Annotated in this window: 16 protein-coding genes; 10 read left to right on the forward strand and 6 right to left on the reverse strand. The window is 67.0% G+C overall.

The features are described 5' to 3' along the window. Positions 1 to 6: 6 nt before the first annotated feature. The 4 genes from WS75_RS02920 (at position 7) to WS75_RS02935 (ending at position 6410) form a co-directional block, all read left to right on the forward strand. The gene (locus WS75_RS02920; protein ID WP_059679083.1) at positions 7 to 2427 is read left to right on the forward strand and encodes a glycoside hydrolase family 31 protein; all 2421 of its coding nucleotides are present in this window, start codon (positions 7 to 9) and stop codon (positions 2425 to 2427) included. Between the two features lie 120 nt (positions 2428 to 2547). Then, positions 2548 to 3735 carry a porin gene (locus WS75_RS02925; protein WP_059679084.1) on the forward strand — a complete coding sequence of 396 codons (1188 nt, stop codon included), beginning with the start codon at positions 2548 to 2550 and terminating at the stop codon, positions 3733 to 3735. 283 nt (positions 3736 to 4018) lie between these two features. Next, positions 4019 to 6040, forward strand: coding sequence for a BCCT family transporter (locus WS75_RS02930; RefSeq protein WP_059679085.1), 2022 nt, complete (start codon positions 4019 to 4021; stop codon positions 6038 to 6040). 58 nt (positions 6041 to 6098) lie between these two features. Further along, positions 6099 to 6410, forward strand: a complete 312-nt coding sequence (locus tag WS75_RS02935; RefSeq protein WP_059679086.1) for a hypothetical protein — start codon at positions 6099 to 6101, stop codon at positions 6408 to 6410. Positions 6411 to 6500: 90 nt separating this feature from the next. Here the strand turns inward: WS75_RS02935 and WS75_RS02940 are convergent, their stop codons facing one another. After that, complete coding sequence (locus tag WS75_RS02940) at positions 6501 to 7349, reverse strand: class I SAM-dependent methyltransferase (RefSeq protein WP_059679087.1); 849 nt, start codon at positions 7347 to 7349, stop codon at positions 6501 to 6503. 181 nt (positions 7350 to 7530) lie between these two features. On the opposite strand from WS75_RS02940, the gene WS75_RS02945 reads away from it, so the two are divergent. From WS75_RS02945 to WS75_RS02970, 5 genes are all read left to right on the forward strand, one after another. Next, entirely contained in the window at positions 7531 to 8994 is a 1464-nt protein-coding gene (locus WS75_RS02945; RefSeq protein WP_059679088.1) for a metallophosphoesterase family protein, read from the forward strand. A gap of 56 nt (positions 8995 to 9050) precedes the next feature. Continuing rightward, positions 9051 to 10490: a cytochrome-c peroxidase gene (locus WS75_RS02950; RefSeq protein ID WP_373558496.1), complete on the forward strand. Its 1440-nt coding sequence runs from the start codon at positions 9051 to 9053 to the stop codon at positions 10488 to 10490. Between the two features lie 243 nt (positions 10491 to 10733). Beyond that, positions 10734 to 11291, forward strand: a complete 558-nt coding sequence (locus WS75_RS02955; protein WP_059679089.1) for a PAAR domain-containing protein — start codon at positions 10734 to 10736, stop codon at positions 11289 to 11291. Between the two features lie 17 nt (positions 11292 to 11308). Further along, positions 11309 to 11926: a type VI secretion system amidase effector protein Tae4 gene (locus WS75_RS02960; RefSeq protein WP_082729476.1), complete on the forward strand. Its 618-nt coding sequence runs from the start codon at positions 11309 to 11311 to the stop codon at positions 11924 to 11926. Positions 11927 to 12742: 816 nt separating this feature from the next. Continuing rightward, complete coding sequence (locus WS75_RS02970; RefSeq protein ID WP_057928306.1) at positions 12743 to 13018, forward strand: hypothetical protein; 276 nt, start codon at positions 12743 to 12745, stop codon at positions 13016 to 13018. Positions 13019 to 13162: 144 nt separating this feature from the next. Here WS75_RS02970 and WS75_RS02975 read toward each other — a convergent pair whose 3' ends face one another. Next, positions 13163 to 14659 (reverse strand): aminotransferase-like domain-containing protein, encoded by a 1497-nt coding sequence (locus WS75_RS02975; protein WP_059679091.1) that lies wholly within the window; start codon positions 14657 to 14659, stop codon positions 13163 to 13165. A 194-nt stretch (positions 14660 to 14853) separates the two neighbouring features. On the opposite strand from WS75_RS02975, the gene WS75_RS02980 reads away from it, so the two are divergent. Beyond that, the gene (locus WS75_RS02980) at positions 14854 to 15204 is read left to right on the forward strand and encodes a hypothetical protein (RefSeq protein WP_059679092.1); all 351 of its coding nucleotides are present in this window, start codon (positions 14854 to 14856) and stop codon (positions 15202 to 15204) included. A 181-nt stretch (positions 15205 to 15385) separates the two neighbouring features. On the opposite strand, the gene WS75_RS02985 is transcribed toward WS75_RS02980, so the two are convergent. The 4 genes from WS75_RS02985 to WS75_RS03000 form a co-directional block, all read right to left on the reverse strand. Next, positions 15386 to 15808: a DUF6691 family protein gene (locus WS75_RS02985; protein ID WP_059679093.1), complete on the reverse strand. Its 423-nt coding sequence runs from the start codon at positions 15806 to 15808 to the stop codon at positions 15386 to 15388. Between the two features lies 1 nt (position 15809). Next, complete coding sequence (locus tag WS75_RS02990) at positions 15810 to 16244, reverse strand: YeeE/YedE family protein (RefSeq protein ID WP_059679094.1); 435 nt, start codon at positions 16242 to 16244, stop codon at positions 15810 to 15812. Then, positions 16234 to 16584 (reverse strand): ArsR/SmtB family transcription factor, encoded by a 351-nt coding sequence (locus WS75_RS02995; RefSeq protein ID WP_059679095.1) that lies wholly within the window; start codon positions 16582 to 16584, stop codon positions 16234 to 16236. The genes WS75_RS02990 and WS75_RS02995 overlap by 11 nt, the downstream gene beginning before the upstream one ends. 123 nt (positions 16585 to 16707) lie before the next feature. Next, positions 16708 to 18069, reverse strand: a complete 1362-nt coding sequence (locus WS75_RS03000; protein ID WP_059679096.1) for an MFS transporter — start codon at positions 18067 to 18069, stop codon at positions 16708 to 16710. Between the last annotated feature and the right edge of the window lie 4 nt (positions 18070 to 18073).

Here is an 18073-nt window from a genome sequence, read left to right on the forward strand (position 1 = left end):
GCTTACATGACTTCGCTTCTTCATCCGCCCGTGTTCCACGTCGCCGACCGGCAGGCGAACCGTGTGCTGCTCGCGTCCGACGCGGGCGCAACCATCGAGATCTTCGTGCTCGAGGACGACATCGTGCGCGTGCGCGTGCTGCCCGACGCGACGGCGCGCAACCCGCGCACCTGGACCATCGCGCCGGGCCTCGACGACGTGCCGCTCGAAGGGCGCGACCGTCTCGACCTGAGCGGCTTCGCGCTGCCGGCTTACGACTTCGTCGAAGACGACGGCGGCGTGCGCATCGAAACCGCGCAGATCCGCCTGACGGTCAGCCGGCAAGGCGGCCATTGCACGTGGTCGATGCGCGGCGCCGACGGCGCGTGGCGCGTCGTGCTCGCCGATCGCGCGACGCAGGCGTACAACTTCGGCTGGTGGGACGATCGCGCCTATCACTACGTCGCTCGCGAGCGCGGCGACAAAGTGTTCGGTCTCGGCGAGCGCGCGGGCGACCTCGACCGCACCGGCGCGCGCTTCGAGATGCGCAACATCGACGCGATGGGTTACAGCGCGAAGCACACGGACCCGCTCTACAAGCACATTCCGTTCTACGTCACGTGGTCGCCCGGCGCGTGCCAGGGCTTCGGGCTGTTCTACGACACGCTGTCGGATTGCGCGTTCGACATGGGCCGCGAACTCGACAACTACCACGGGCTCTACCGCTACTTCGTCGCCGAGCACGGCGATCTCGACTACTACTTCATCGCGTCGCCCGACACGCCGCTCACGGCCGCGCGGCGCTTCACGTGGCTCACCGGGCGCCCGGCGCGCACGCCGAAATGGGGGCTCGGCTATTCGGGCTCGACGATGAGCTACACCGACGCGCCGGACGCGCAGCGGCAGATGAACCAGTTCGTCGAGCGGTGCGAATCGCACGACATTCTGTGCGATTCGTTCCACCTGTCGTCGGGCTATACGTCGATCGGCGAGAAGCGCTACGTGTTCAACTGGAACCGCGAGAAGTTTCCCGACGCGAAGGGTTTCGTGAAGCACTACCGCGACCACGGCATCCGCCTGTGCGCGAACATCAAGCCGTGCCTGCTGCGCGACCACCCGGCGTTCGACGACGCCGCGCGGCGCGGGCTGCTGATCCGCTCGGCATCCGGCGAACCGGCATGGGTGCAATTCTGGGACGAGGTCGGCGCGTATCTCGACTTCACGCAACCGGACGCTTACGACTGGTGGCGCGAGCAGGTCACGTCGGCGCTGCTCGACTACGGGATCGAGTCGACGTGGAACGACAACAACGAATACGAGATCTGGTCGCCCGACGCGATCGCGCACGGCTTCGGCCAGCCGTTTCCCGCACGCGAGGCGAAGGTGCTGCAGACGATGCTGATGATGCGCGCGTCGCGCGACGCACAGCGCGCGCATGCGCCGGCGCAGCGGCCGTTCCTCGTGTCGCGCTCCGGCGGCGCCGGCATGCAGCGTTACGTGCAGACCTGGTCCGGCGACAACTACACGTCGTGGGAAACGCTGCGCTACAACCTGAAGATGGGCCTCGGGCTCGCGTTGTCGGGCGTGTCGAACATCGGTCACGACATCGGCGGCTTCGCCGGCCCCGCCCCGTCGCCCGAGCTGCTGCTGCGCTGGGTGCAGTTCGGCATCTTCATGCCGCGCTTCAGCATCCATTCGTGGAATGACGACGGAACCGTCAACGAACCGTGGATGTATCCGGAGATCACCGCGCGGATCGCGTCGCTGCTCAAGCAGCGCTACCGGCTGCTGCCTTACCTCTATCACCTGCTGTGGCTGTCGACCACGCGCTACGAGCCGGTGCTGCGGCCGACCTTCGGCGACTTCCCCGGCGACCCGCGCTGCTACGACGAATGCGACGACATGATGCTCGGCGACGCGCTGCTGGTCGCGCCGGTCGTCGAGCCGGGCCGCACGGAGCGCGCGGTCTACCTGCCTTCCGGTGCGCGCTGGCTGTGCTGTGCGAGCGCGCAGTCGTTCGACGGCGGCGCGAACGTAACGCTGCCCGCGCCGCTCGACACGCCGGTGATGCTGTTGCGGGAAGGCCGCGTGCTGCCGCTGAACGTCGCCGAGCAACGGTTCGGCGCACGCGCGGACACGCGCGGCTTCCTCGTCGCGCCGCGCGTCGAGGACGGCGTTGCGTACGGCGAATGCGTCGAGGACGACGGCGAAACGGAAGCGTGGCGCGACGGCGAATACGGGCTGTGGCGCGTCGAGACCGGACGCACGGCGTCCGGCGAACTCGGCGTGTCGGTCCGCTGGGAAGGCCGCATGAACCGCCCTGCCGAGCGCGTGGAGATCCTGCTGCCGGCATCGCTGCAGGGCGCGCTTGCCGTGCGCGGTGCGTGCGTCGAACACGATGCGCGGGACGGCGCGTGGCGTCGCGTCGTCGTGGCATTCGACGACTGACCGCGCAAGCGCGGGACAACGCCGAACCCTCAGATCGGGCGGGCCGCGCACACGGCCCGCCCCTCCACCAAAGAGGAGGCCGAACAGCCTCCCGCCCCTGAAGAGACTTGGAGATCGTCAATGAAAGCATCGCATCACTATTCTGCAATCCTGATTTTATCGGCCGCGTCGCTCGGCGCTTCCGCCGCCCATGCGCAGAGCAGCGTGACGCTGTACGGCGTGGTCGACGATTCGCTCGCGTACGTCAACAACCAGCAGGGCCACTCGAACATTTACATGCGCGACGGCAACCTGTATGCGTCGAAGTTCGGGCTGCGCGGCGACGAGGATCTCGGCGGCGGCACGCACGCGATCTTCGACCTGCAATCCGGCTTCAACCTGAACACCGGCGCGCAGGCCGCCGCCGGCACGATCTTCAACCGCCAGGCCTTCGTCGGGCTGCGTAACGATCATTACGGCACGGTGACGGCCGGCCGTCAGTACACGCCGTACTTCCTGCTGGTCGGCCCGTACGCGTCGAGCAGCTGGCTGACCGGCGCGACGGGCGCGCATCCGGGCGACATCGACGGGCTCGACACCACGATCCGCGTCAACAATTCCGTCACCTATACGTCGCCGACCTTCTCCGGGCTGACCGCGAGCGCGATGTACGCGTTCGGCGGCATCGCCGGCGCGACCGGCAAGGGCAACACGTTCAGCGCCGCGCTGCGCTATGCGAACGGGCCGGTCGGAATCGCGGCCGGCTACCTGCGCATCAACAGCTCGGGCTCGTCGGCGGGCTTCCTCAATCCGGCGACCGCGGCATCGGGCAGCTTCGCGGTGTCCGTGCTGAACCAGGGCTACCTGACCGCGAAGGCCGTCGAGCAGGTCGCAGCGGCCGGCAACTACACGCTCGGCAACCTGACGATGGGCCTGAACTACTCGAACGTGAAGTACCTGCCCGGCAACGGCTCCGCGTTCACGGACACGGCCGTGTTCAACACCTACGGCGCCCTCGCCGCGTACCGCTTCACGCCGACCTTCTCGGTGGCCGGCGCGTTCGCGTACACGCTCGCGTCGAAGGCGAACGGCGTGTCGGACGCGGCCCGTTACCAGCAGTATTCGCTGAAGGAGTCGTACAGCCTGTCGAAGCGCACGACGCTCTATGCGCTGCAGGCGTACACGCATTCGAGCGGGCGGACGCTCGGCGCGCTGGGCGCCGGCCATATCGTCGACGCGGCGCCGATCGTCGGCGATTCGCAGCAGCTCACGCCGTCGACGACGCACGGCCAGTTCGTCGGCATGGCCGGGATCGCCATGACGTTCTGAGCCCGTACGGCTGCACCTCCCCTGCTTGAGCCCCGGGCGATCCGGCATCGTCCGGGGCGCCGGTTGACGTTCGTCACCCACCTGTTTCGCACGCAGCGCGCAGCGTGCGGGTTTTCGCGATCGCCGCGATACCTTACAATTCGTCAGGATTATCCCTGCTGCATATCCCTCCATGCAGTCCTGACACCGCGGTACACTCGACGCACGCCGTATCAGGGTCCGACGCGCGACACGCGCGCCGGGCGGCGTCGCGCCTCGTTGCGCCCACAACTGGATGCCAGCCATGCCAGATTCCCGTTCCTCGCCCCGCACGACATTCAAGCCGCAGGTCGTGCTGCCCGCGCTCGCGGTCATCGGTGCACTGCTCGTCGTATGCGCGCTGCGCCCGAACGAAGCAGGCGCGCTCTTCTCCTCCGGCCAGCAATGGGTCGTCGCGCGCTTCGACTGGTTCTACGTACTCGCCGTCACCACGTTCCTCGTGTTTCTCGTGCTGATCGCGGCAAGCGACTTCGGCAACATCCGGCTCGGCCCCGACGACGCCGAGCCCGAGTTCAGCTTCCTGTCGTGGACAGCCATGCTGTTCGCGGCCGGCATGGGCATTGGCCTCATGTACTTCGGCGTTGGCGAGCCGATGCAGCACTTCCTGAAGCCGCCGACCGTCGACCCCGGCACGCCGGCCGCCGCGCGCGAGGCCATGCTGATGACCTTCTTCCACTGGGGCTTTCATGCGTGGGCGATCTACGGGCTGATGGGGCTCGTGCTCGCATACTTCGGATTCCGCTACAACCTGCCGCTGACGCTGCGCTCCGGCCTGTATCCGGTGCTGCGCGAGCGCGTGAACGGCTGGATCGGCCACGCGGTCGACGCGTTCGCGCTGGTCGGCACGGTCGCGGGCATCGCGACGACGCTCGGCTACGGCGTGATGCAGTTGAGCGCGGGCCTGCATACGGTCGCAGGCTGGGATACGAGCGGCAACGCGTTCCGCATCGGGCTCGTCGTGATCGTCGTGATCCTGGCCGGCGCATCGGCCGCGAGCGGTCTCGACAAGGGCGTGCGGCGGCTGTCCGAGCTGAACCTGCTGCTGGCGTTCCTGTTGCTCGCGTTCGTGGTCGTCGCGGGCCCGACGTCGTTCCTGCTGCGCGCGCTCGGCGACAACATCGGCCAGTACCTGTCGAATCTCGTCGACCTGTCGTTCCGCACCTATGCGTACGCGCCGCCGCGCGAGGAAGGCTGGTTCGGCGGCTGGACGATCCTCTACTGGGCATGGTGGGTATCGTGGTCACCGTTCGTCGGCATGTTCATCGCGCGCATCTCGCGCGGCCGGACGATCCGCCAGTTCGTGATCGGTGTGTTGCTCGTGCCGACCGCATTCAATCTCGTGTGGATGACCGTGTTCGGCAACAGCGCGATCTGGCTCGACACGCACGGCGCGGCCGGCGCGCTCGCGCAAACGGCGGGCAATGTCGATGCGTTGCTGTTCCGTTTCTTCGATTTCCTGCCGCTTCCGCAGTTGCTGTCGCTCGTCGCGATCGTGCTGATCGCGGTGTTCTTCGTCACGTCCGCCGATTCCGGCGCATTCGTGATCGACCAGATCGCGACGCGCGGCAGCGCGCATTCGCCGGTCTGGCAGCGGCTGTTCTGGGCTGCACTGCTGGGCGTGACGGCGGCTGTGCTACTGGTCGCGGGCGGGCTCGGCGCGCTGCAGGCGATGACGTTGATCGCCGCATTGCCGGTCGCCTTGATCATGCTCGCGCTGTGTTACGGGCTGTGGCGCGGGCTCGCGGCCGATCGCGCGCACTATTCCCAGGACGTCGCGCCCGCGACGAGCTTCTGGACCGGCCAGCACTGGCGCCATCGCCTGACCCACATCCTGCGGCAGACGACCGAAGCCGACGCACGCCAGTTCGTCGCGGAAACCGTCGAGCCCGCGCTGCGCAAGGTCGCCGACGAGCTGCGTTCGGGCGGTGTCGACGCACACGTGCAGCGCGACAGCGACGACGCGGTGCGGTTGACCGTGCCGACCGCGGAACACCGCGATTTCGTCTACGGCGCGCGCGTCACGGCGAAATCCGCGGCGGCCTTCCGGGTACGCGAAGCGGCCGAGCCGGAATCCGAGCGTCCGCACGTGTACGGCATCGTCACGTTCTTCGAGGACGGCCGGCTCGGCTACGACATCGAATATCTGCGCGGCGACGAACTGATCGCCGATGTTCTGCGTCAGTACGAACGCTACGTCTCGCTCGCGGCCGACCAGCGTACGCATCTGCTGAGCCGCGCGCCGGGACACGCAACGGAGGCCGAATGAATCCGACCGCGGCGTTCCGCTTGTCGAGCCGACGCGCGGCAGCCGACGGAGCCATGCCATGAGCAGCCTCCTGAACAATCGCACCGGCGACTTCATCGCGCTCGCGACGCTCGCGGTGCTTTACCTCGGCGGCGTCGGCCTTGCGCTGTGGCGGATCCGCACCGCCGCCTCGCGCGGCAAGGTTTACTGGATCTTCTGCATCGCGCTGCTGGCCGGCGGCGCGATCGCGATCACCGCCAACCTGTCGCCCATGCCGAACAGCGGCGAGATGCCGCCCGGTTTCGCACTCGGTGTCGAGGCGGTGCTGCTCGGGCTCGCGCTCGTGGCGGCCGGCTGCGCCTGGCTGATGTTGCGTGCGCGGCGCGACTGACACCTGCCTTGTGCACGGCGCCGCAGCCTCGTCACGCATGAACGGCAACACGCATGCCGAACAACGGGCTGCTGCCATTTTCCCGACGCATCATGCAGACGGCGCCCGCGCGGTGACGAGCCAGCACGCCGCGTCGAAGTACAGGTTCGCGCCCTGCACATAGCGCCCGAACGCAGCGCGAGCCGTATCGATCACGCGCCGGCGCGTCGCGTCGTCCACCTGACGAAGCGCGAGCCCGACCGGCCCCAGTCGCGCAATGTAGTCGTCCAGCTCGGACACCGGCAACGCACACGCGATATCGATCGGCTCGATCGCGATGTCGGCCCAGCCGCTGTCCGACAATACCGACGCGATCCGTTGCCGGTCGCCGAACGCAAATTGTCCCGGCGCGCCCGGCTGCCGCGCCGGCAGGGCCGGCAGCAATGGCGCCGCGACACGCTCTGCCGTCGTCATGAACGGATTGTCGGCGGCGCCGCGCCATGCGACGAATCGCAGTTGCGCGTTCGGGCGCGCCGCGTGCCGCAGGTTCGCGAAGGCCTGCACCGGATCGTCGAAGAACATCACACCGAAGCGCGACACGATCAGATCGAACTGCCCCGGCGCAAACGCATGCGTCTGCGCATCGGCGTGCATGAAGTCGGCGTCAACGCCCTCGCGTTCGACGCGTGCCCGTGCAGCGGCGATCATTTGCGCCGAAATGTCCAGGCCCGTGCAGTGCGCGTGCGCGCCAATCCGCCGTGCGATCGCGAGCGTCACCGCGCCGGTGCCGCAGCCGACGTCGAGCACGCTGCTCGCGGACGCCGCCACCGCCCCATCCGCGAGCAATGCCTCGAACGGCTCGAACATCCGGTCGAGCGAGCGCTGCGCGTCGACCCATGCCAGCCCCGACGGGCCATTCCAGAGCGCAGACTGCGCTTCGTTTGTCCGGTTGCCTTCCATCGTCGAATCTCCTTTTGTCCGCATCGTTGACCGTGATCCAGACTATGCTGCTTCAAGCCGGCTTGAGGTCAAGGCTGCGAACGCGGCACGACTCGCGCGCCGCGCCGGTATTCGCACCCCGTCCTTCACATTTCTTACATTCCCGTTCCGTATCGTTGACGACTTTCCTACGGTGCCTCCCATGCGACGACTCCTCTCCCGCGCGCTGTTCGTGCGCTGCGCTCCGCTTGTTGCCCTCGTGGCGCTGTCCGCGTGTTCGAATCACATCGATACGCCCGCCGACCCGGCCAGTGCCGCGATCAACGTTCAGGCCGCGTGGGTCGAGATCGGCGATGCGAACCAGGCGATCGCACGCGTGGTCACGAACTACAGCCCCGTGTCCACGAGCGATCCGCTGTGTCCGCAATTGTCCGTCGACGGCAAGCTGTCGCGCATGACGCTGCGTGCCGCCGCCGCGACCGTCGCGCAACGTCCGACGGCGAGCGCCCCGGCCGACTCGAAACCGTCGAGCTTCCCGGTGTCGGTCTGCGAAGCGATGCTGCCGACCGATGCACAGGTGGCGAGCGTCGCGGGCCGCACGCTGCCGCTGCCGAAAGCGCAGCCGCAGCGCATCGCGATCATCGCCGACACCGGCTGCCGCATGAAGAAGGCCGACAACGCATGGCAGGCGTGCAACGACGCGACGGTCTGGCCGTTCGACACGATCGCAGCGAGCGTCGCGAAGCTGTCGCCGGACCTCGTGCTGCACGTCGGCGACTATCACTACCGCGAAAACGCGTGCCCGCCCGACATCGCCGGCTGCAAGGACAGCCCGTGGGGCTACGGCTGGGATACGTGGCAGGCCGACCTGTTCCGCCCGGCCGCGCCGCTGTTCGCGAAGGCGCCGTGGGTCGTCGTGCGCGGCAACCACGAGGAATGCGCGCGGGCTGGCCAGGGCTGGTACCGCTTCCTCGATCCGCGCCCGTATTCGCCAGCCCGTTCGTGCGACGATCCGGCCAACGACGACGACGCGAACTACTCGGATCCGTATGCGGTGTCGCTCGGCGGCGGTACGCAAGTGATCGTGTTCGACACCGCAAAGGTCGGCCGCAATCCGCTGAAGACGACCGACGCGCAGTTCCGCATCTACCAGAAGCAGTTCCAGACGGTCGCGTCGCTCGCGTCGAAGGCCGGCATGTCGACGACGATCTTCACGAACCACCATCCGATCCTCGCATTCGCGCCGATCGCCGGCAGCACGCCGGCGCCGGGCAACCTCGCACTGCAGTCGGTGATGGCGAGCCTGAACGCGCAGGCGTACTACCCGCCCGGCATCCAGGTCGCGCTGCACGGGCACGTGCACGACTTCCAGGCGATCAACTTCTCGTCCGGGCATCCGGCGACGATCGTGTCCGGCAACGGCGGCGACAACCTCGACGTCGCGCTGCCCGATCCATTCCCGGCCGGCCTGACGCCCGCGCCGGGCGCCGTGATCGAACGACTGTCACACCACAACAGCTTCGGTTTCCTGATCATGGAGCGACGCGCGGCGCCGGCGACGGGCTGGGTGTTCCATGCGTATTCGGCGGCCGGCAAGCTGCTCGCGTCGTGCGACCAGTCGGGCAACACGCTCGTATGCGACAAGACGGGGTTCATCGCGCCGTGAGTGACGAAGTTCGATTGAGCGATGATTTGACGAATTCGACCGGCCGCCGGCGACGGATGGCCGGCTCGCGGAAGCCGACGGTTTCGTCGGCGACCGCTGCCGAGCATCGGGTTTGCGCTTCGGTTCCGGTCGCCGGCGGTAGCCGGACGGTACGCGTGCTCGCCGCCGCCCTGCTCGCCGGCGCGGCGCTCGCGGCCCATGCCACACCGTCCGAGACGCTCCTTCTTCCCGGTGCGCCGTCGCGCGTCGTCGGCACGATCGGCGACGGCACGCCGCAGGTTGCCGGCAAGGTCGACGCGGCGGCCGCCCGTTTCGCGCCCGATCCGACGCTCGTCGCGTTGGGACGCCGGATCTTCTTCGATCCGCGGCTGTCCGAGCCGCGCGGCATGTCGTGCGCGGGCTGCCACGATCCGGGACGCGCGTTCGCGCCGACACTGTCGGCCGCTTCGCTCGAGGGGCCCGGCGTGCCGGAAGGCAGCCGCCACGGGCGCTTCAGCCTGCGCAATGCACCGTCGCTGCTCTACGTGCGTTACGTGCCGCGCCGCCACTTCTACCAGGATGACGACGCGCCCGCGCCGTCGCCGTTCGGCGGCCTCTTCAGCGACGGCCGCGCGGACACGCTCGCCGAACAGATCCGCGGGCCGTTGTTCGATCCGAACGAGATGAACAATCGTTCGCCGGCCGCGCTGCTACGCAAGGTCGGCGGCACCGAACTGGCGGACGATCTCGCCGCGCGCTTCGGCGCATCGGTGCGGCGCGACCCCGAGCAGCTGGTGCGCGCGCTGGGCTCGGCCGTCGAGGCCTATCTGCAGAGCGACGACATGGCGCCGTTCACGTCGCGCTTCGACGCGTACCTGCGCACGCGCAAGCCGCTCGCGCCGGCCGAGATGCGCGGTCTGGCGCTGTTCCGCAATCCTGACAAGGGCAACTGCATGAGTTGCCATACGCTGACGGAGACGTCGAGCCGGCCGGAGCGCTCGCTCTTCACCGATTTCGGCTACGACGCGATCGCGGTGCCGCGCAACCGCGTGCTGCCCGCGAACCGAGATCCGCGCCATTTCGACAACGGGCTGTGCGACACGGCCGCGCGGCTGCGCTGGCCCGAGCCGACGCAATGGTGCGGCTACCTGCGCACGCCGGGGCTGCGCAACGTCGCGGTCAAGCAGACGTTCATGCACAACGGCGTGTTCACGACGCTGCGCGACGCGGTCGCGTTCTACAACACGCGCTCGACCGACCCGGGCTACTGGTATCACGGCGCCAGGACGTTCGACGACGTGCCGGCCGCCTATCGCGGCAACATCAACGTCAATTCGACGCCGATGAACCGCCGGCCGGGCACGCAGCCCGCACTCACCGACGCGGAAATCGACGACATCGTCGCGTTCCTCGGCACGCTGACCGACGCGCGCTACGCGAATATCGTCCCGCCCGCCGCGCCTGCCGCCCGGATTATCGGATCGCCTGCCGCCCGCACACCGGCGCCGGTGCGCTGACCGTCCGCCAGCTTTGTGACGACTACAAGGAAAAGGCGATGGTCAGTCTCGCCGAAGGGTCGATCTACATCCGGGACTGGGACATCGAGAATATGGAGAATCCGAACCTCGGTTCACTTGAAGCTCGAAAGGTCACGTGTGATCAACCACTCATTGAAAAGAACGATATAGCGCCCCTCGGGAATACTGAGATGGATTGCGCAGCCACGCGACTAAGATCGTGGTTTCTGAGCGGGGAAAACAATGCAAAGAAGAATCGCGTCTGCGGGCGACGTTTTGTCCAGTGGTGGCACCGTTCTACCTGCGGATGGACCACCGATGACATTCATGGGTCATCAAGTCGCCCTGATCGGAGGTCAAGCATTTTGCACCGCCTGTAAGAGCAACGGCGTCATTACCAAGTCCGGGGGACCTTACCGCTTGCAGTTCTTGGCGGAAGTTGCCCTGGATGGCGACATCGTAATGTGCAAATGCCCGAGGCCACCGCGCATTATTGCTGCGCTTAGTGGTGAGTCATGGTGCGACGACAACCTAGGCGGTAGCGGTCAGCACACCTCTTCTGGTTTCGCCGCTGCTGGCGCTATTGCGTCCAACCTGGTCGAGCCGTACGACGAACAAGTAAAGGCGACGGCTGATGGTCCGGCAGGCTACCCCTACTGCATCGAGACAACGGATGGTCGTGTGTTCCAAGGACGTCTCGACGCAAGCGGCATGTTACCGCGCGTCCATACGGGCCACAGCGCCGACGACTATACGGTCTACTGGGGTGACGATGCAATCGCCAAGCAGAATGCGGCTTAACCAAGCCGAACAAACCGCTGAAGGTACGCTCGAACAGTACGCATGACTCGGTCAAGCCCACTCAATTGAAGTCAATTGCGTTTCAAGAGCTTTGGAACGCCTACCCGAGCAAAGATCCATACGACGATAAGACAGGTCAGTATGAGAACCAGTGTGCCATCCGCATGAGCGTGACCTTTCACAACATAGGAAGCGATATGAAGTCGTTTTCCCAGAAGGTCGTGAAGCCCATGCCTGGAAAGAAAGTGTTGGGCCGTCTCATGCTTAATGACAAACCTACGGCAACCCGTGCTTATGAGCTTGCAGAGTGGTTGAAACTGCAACCTTTCTTGGGACTCGGCAAACCGGAGAACATTACTGGCGCAGATTGGCAGAGCAAAGTGAAAGGCCGAACGGGGATCATTTACTTTTTTGGTTACTGGCGACAAGACGGCGATTCTTCCGATAGCCTTAGCGGCGGTCACATCGACTTGTGGAACAAGGACACGCTGACGCCCAACTGGGCGTCGTTTCTACGGTTCCGCGTTGGCATGTCATCGATGCCCAATCCGTTGTCCTGGCTTCGAGGTCGACGAGACAACGCATTCTCCGATCTAGCCAACTCGAAAGAAATCCTTTTTTGGGAAGTGAAATGAAGCGTATCGGGCTTGCGACGTTGGGGCTCGTGTGGGGCTTGCTGGTCACATGGGCGTCAGGCTACACATTCAGCCACATGCACTGGCCAACGCCTCCCTCACATTCAACCGGCTGCAACGACCTGGAGCATTGTGGCTCTCATGCCGCCTTTTTCCTGACGACGCTAGGACTGCTACTGTGGCCTGCCATCGTATTCTGCGCGTTGAACGCAGTCGCGTATAAGCGATGGTCGAATCGGAGATGGGGCACCGTGTTTGCCGTGGTGACGCTATTCGTCGTGTTGTTCTATCTCGCCACCTACGCAGTACCTTCGTTGGGGCTCTTCGGCTGACGCCGAGGACGATACGATAGTCACCTGGATTGTGTTGCGACGTGTCAGAGCGCTCCGTAACACACGCGCTCAGGCCACGACCACACCAGGTCGAACATGGAAACCACCACGTCGTAGACGCTGTATCGCATCAAGGCGGTCATGGATATGCCGAAGCGATCATGGCCGGCACGGACGCAGCTTAACTCGCCCCTCTGGCGCTCGGACCCAAGCGCCGCCCTCCCGCTTCATCTCCCCCTAAGCCCACACATAGCTCGACATTGCGCTTGACAACCCGCTTCGCCCAAAATACTGTATGGATAAACAGCTGTATAACCAACCAGTATTTGAGGCGGCGGCACGAAGCTCGGCGCTACCGTCGATACCACTGGTTGGTGGCTCCAGGTCCAGCGCGGCCTTTCATGGTAGCTAGCGTGGTAGCCAGACCTGACATATCGACGAAAACACCCCGGAGAGCCTTATGCAACAAGGGTCCCTGTTTAAAGTGGAACATCTGGTCCGTATCGTCAACGACACCGATCGCCAAGTGCTAGCATGGCTGCGTGCGCAGGTCGGCGACGCCCGCGTCGAGCGCGCGGCGCGCCAGCTCGGGCATACACGCAAGCCTTTCCCGTCGGCGGTATGCCGGTACCTGGGCATGAGCGCGCCGGCCACGCTGCGCCAGGCGGAACGGCCGCGTGCCGCACGCGACTTCTCGGTCGGCGATCGCTACCTGTCGCTGATCCGCCAGCACCTCGCCGCGCATGCGGTCAGCCGATGAAATCGCCGAAATCGTATCGTCGGCGCGTCGCCGCGCGGCGGCCGTCCACGGTGAACGCGGCGTGCCGGATCGGCCGACCCGTGCCCCCGTCACGACCGCCCAGCCCGGTAGCCAACGCGCCGGCCCGGTCCACACCTGTCCCGCTTACGCGGCGGCCGCCGCCGCGTCGCGTATCAGCTGGCCGAGCGTTTCGATCGCCGCTTCGTGTGCCGTGTCGAACACCCGCGTGCAGGCAAGCCGGATATACGCGTCAAAGCGGTCGGAGTTCGAAAAGATCGCGCCTGGCGCGATCCTTATCCCGCGTGCCAGCGCGGCATCGAACAATGCTTCGGAACGCACGCCGTCCGGCAACGCGATCCACAACAGCATGCCGCCGGGCGGCCGGTTCATCCGCGTGCCGGCCGGAAAATGGCGCGCGATCGCATCGATCGTCACATCGCGCTGCACACGCAGTTGCTCGCGAAACCGGTGCAGGTGGCGATCGAACGCGCCCGAGCCGACGAATTCGGCCGCGACGGCCTGCAGCAATGCGGCGTTGTGCCGGCTGTGCGCGAACTTGAGCATCTTCACGCGCGCGTGCCAGCGGCCCGCGCTCATCCAGCCGAGCCGCATCCCGGGCGCCAGCACCTTGTTGAACGACGGGCAATAGATCACCGTGCCGTCACGGTCCCATGCCTTCACTGGCTTCACCACGTGCAGCGCTTCCACGAGCTCGCGATACGGCTCGTCCTCGATCACGGCCACGCCGTGGCGCGAGCACAGCGCGACCAGCGCGGCCTTGCGTTCGTCGGGCATCACACTGCCGAGCGGGTTCTGCAGATTCGGCACGACGACCACGGCCCGAATGTCCGGGTACGCGGTCAGCGCTACATCGAGCGCTTCGATCGACAGTCCGGTCGTCGGGCTGGCCGGGATCTCGAGCGCACGCAGGCCGAGGCTTTCGAGCAGCTGGATCAAGCCGAAAAAGGCCGGCGATTCGATCGCGATCGTGTCGCCGGGGCGTGCCACCGCGCGCAGCGCGAGATTCACGGCATCGACGCCGCCGCTCGTCGACATCACGTCGTCCGGCGACACGGCCACGCCGTACGACAGCGCGCGCTTTGCCATCGTCTGCCGGAATTCGGGCGACCCGCCAACCGGCCCGGCGTCGGTCAGCAGCGTCGGCTTGCGCCGCAGCAACCGGATCGCCAGCGTCTGCAGGCGCTCGGCCGGATACAGCGTCGCCAGCGCGGACGCGCCGCCGAGATTCAGCGCATCGGGCATCGCATTCGCGCGATCGATCACGCGCGACACGCGTTCATGCAGTCCCGCGAATGGCGGCGCGACGCTCAGCGGCGCCCCGTCGCTTTCCGGCAGCGCATCGAGCGCGGCGGCCGCGCGCCGCCTCACGAAATAGCCCGAGCGCGGCCGGGCTTCGCACCAGCCTGTATCCTCGAGCCGCCGAAACGCCTGGATCGCGGTCGACAGGCTCACGCCGTGCTGTGCCATGAATGCGCGCACGGACGGCATCCGGTCGCCGGGCGACAAGGTACCCGCCGCGATGATGCGGCGGTAATGCTCGGCGAGTCGTTCGTAAAGCGGCTCGCCGGCCATCGGCAACGGTGTTCGGAACGAGTCTGTGATGAGCGTCATGCGGGTCATCGTGCCCGCGCGCCCCAGCGCACGCCAGATACAGATTCAGGGGAAACAGACCGATACAGAGGATCAAGATCGTCACCTGCACCGCAACAGATTCCCGTCCCCTGAATCTGTCCTGCCCGCACGTGTTTCCTTAATCTGATTGCACGCTGTCGCCCCGCCGTCGCCGGGCCGCGCAACCAGGAAAAGGACTCGCCATGCGGACGCAAGAGATCCGGCTCGACGCCGGGCAAAGCCACTTTGCGTGGTTCGACAAGGACAGCCAGGTCATCGTGCTCGACGGCGCGCTCGCGGTCACGTTGCGTCACGGCGGGCTCGACTGGCTACCCGATACGCCGCATTACGTTCGCCGCGTGCTCGACGAAGGCGAATGCCTGACGATCGAGACGGCCGGTCACGTGACATTGTCCGCAGCCGGTGTCGGGCCGGTCGCCGCGACCGTCGCGGAACCCGAGGCTCGGTCCGGCGTGTTCGCGGTATGGCGCGCATGGCTGCACCGGGTGTCCAGGCCGCTACTCGGCGAGCGGCAAGTGCGCGAGCAACCCTGACGCGGCGGCTCGCGCCATCGCCGATATCGTCATGTGATCGCCCTGTCGCCCACCCCGGCAACGAGCGTGATCCTGTCCCGGCGCCGTCACCGTCACCGTCACCGTCACCGTCACCGTCACCGTCACCGCGCCGGGTCGACTCGACCGAGCCGACAACTTCGCCCGCAGCCACCCCGCCCAGCTACCGCCCCTTCCGCGCCCGCTCGATCCACTCGAACAACGCCATCCCGATCAACATCGCGACGACGAACGCAATGCCCTTGACCGACCCGAGTCCGATCGACACGATTGCGGGCCCCGGGCAGAACCCGGCAAGCCCCCAGCCGATGCCGAACACGGCGCTCCCTGCGACGAGGCGCACGGTAATCGTCCGCACGGCCGGCCACTGGATCGGCAGGCCGAGCAACGATCGCGTCCGACGCTTCGCCCAAGCGAACGCTAACACGGCAACACCGATCGCGCCGGCCATCACGAACGCGAGCGACGGATCCCAACGGCCTGCCAGGTCGAGAAAACCGAGCACTTTCTGCGGATTGGCCATCCCCGACACGATGAGCCCGGCGCCGAACAGCAGCCCCGCCAGAAACGCGAATCCTGCCTGCATGTCAGCCTCCGATCACGTGCCGTTGCACGAATACGGTCGCAAACCCCGCGACCATGAACACCGCCGTCGCGACGATCGATCGCGCCGCACCGCGCGACAGCCCGCAGACGCCGTGACCGCTCGTGCATCCGCCCGCATAGCGCGTCCCGATCCCGACCAGCAGGCCGGCCGCCAGCAACTCGCCCCAGCCCGCATCGACCTGCGGCGCCGCGGCGACACCGGCGATACGCATCATCAGCGGCGCGGCGATCAGCCCGGCGACGAATGCGGCGCGCCAGTCGCGCTCAGCTGCACCGGCCGTGAACAAGCCGCCGACGATGCCGCTGATCCCGGCGATCCGCCCGTTGAACGCAACGAGCCACGCCGCCGCAAGCCCGATCAGCACACCACCTGCAAGCGACAGCCACGGCGTGAAATGAAGGACATCAAGCTGCATGGCGCGCCCCCTTCGCGGCCGTGCCGCAGAACTGTTCGTACAGCACGCCCATCACCGCGATCACGGCCGGGCTGTCGAGCGAATAGTGGATGTTCTTGCCTTCGCGGCGCGTGCGGACCAATGCGTTGTCCCGCAATACGCCGAGCTGCTGCGACAGCGTCGGTTGGCGGATATCCAGCCGCGCCTCGAGATCGCTCACGCAGCGTTCGCCCTGCGACAGCTCGCACAGCAGCAGCAGCCGGTCGGGATTGGACAGCACCTTGAGCAACGCGCAGGCCGACTCGGCGGCGGCGCGCATCTGGTCGGGCTGGGGCAGCCCGGTGGAAGCGAAGTCGTTCATGACGGGGGACGGCACACGATTAACGGATCAACATTATATGTATTTATATAATGTTGATCCGTACTTTCGTTCGGTGCCGTCAGAGGACGGTGCCATCGGCAATGGCCGCCCCCCCTGCCGCCACTATGCCTGCTCGCCGGCAATTGCCTCGGCTGCCGCCGCGCGCTTCGCACCGGCCCGCACTACGCCAAGCACCAACACTGCGATCCCGGCGATCAGGCACGGCACCGCGACGAATGCGAACGCGGTCGACAGCGGCAGCCCCATCGCGAGCATCGCGCCGCCCGCCATCGAGCCGACGACGGAGCCGCCGCGGCCGATCCCGTTCGCCCAGCTCACGCCCGTGGTCCGGCATTCGGTCGGATAAAACGCAGCCGACAGCGCATTCGCGCCGACCTGCGAGCCCGACACGCAAAAGCCGGCCGCGAACACGGCCAGTGCCGCGCCCGCCGGCGACGCGGCCAGCACCCCGATCGCCGCGACGAACACGCCCGCCGCCGCATAGCTGCACGCGAGCACGCGATGCGGATCGAAGCGGTCCATCAGCCAGCCGAGCACGATCGCGCCGAGCGTGCCGCCGACCTGGAACATCGCGGTCACGCGCGCGGCCGTCTGCAGCGTCGCGCCGGTCGTGCGCAACAACGTAGGCAGCCAGCTCGACAGCAGGTAGATGACGAGCAGACTCATGAAGAACGTCAGCCACAGCAGCAGCGTGCCGCGCAGCAGGTCGGTGGCGAACAGGCGGCCGAGCGGCGAGCCGGCCGGCTTGCCGCGCGGCACGATGAACGACGCGTGCACGAGATGCGGGGACGGTGCGATGCGCGCGAGCATCGCCGCGATTCGCTCGCGCGACGCGCCGGTGTTGACGAGATAGCGCACCGATTCCGGCAGTCGCCACGCGAGCACCGGCAGGAGCAGCAGCGGCGCGGCACCGCCGACGACGAGCACCGCGCGCCAGCCGTCTCGTTCGATCAGTGACGCGGCCGCGAGCCCGCCGAGCGCCGAGCCGATCGTGAAGCCGCAGAACATCGTCGTGACGAGCAGCGAGCGCCGCCGCGCGGGGCAATACTCGGACGTCAGCGTGATCGCGTTCGGCATCGCGCCGCCGAGCCCGAGGCCCGTCACGAAGCGCCACGCGATCAGTTCGTTCAAGCCGCCCGCACTTGCCGACGCCGCACTCGCGATGCCGAAGCACGCGACACACGCGAGCAGCAGGCGCTTGCGGCCGAATCGGTCACCGAACGGCCCGAACACGAGCGCGCCGGCCATCAGCCCGGCGAGCCCCGCGCCGAATACCGGCGCGAGCTGCGCGGGCGACAGCCCCCATTCCGCGCGAATGACCGGAGCGATGAACCCGATCGATGCCGTGTCGAAACCGTCGATCGCGACGATCAGGAAGCACAGCACGACGATCGCGACCTGAAACGGCGCAACGCGATGCCGGTCGATCCATTCGCTGACGTCGATGGACAGCGTATCGGCCATGATG

It is taken from the genome of Burkholderia sp. FL-7-2-10-S1-D7, from assembly GCF_001524185.1.
GTDB lineage: Bacteria > Pseudomonadota > Gammaproteobacteria > Burkholderiales > Burkholderiaceae > Burkholderia > Burkholderia diffusa.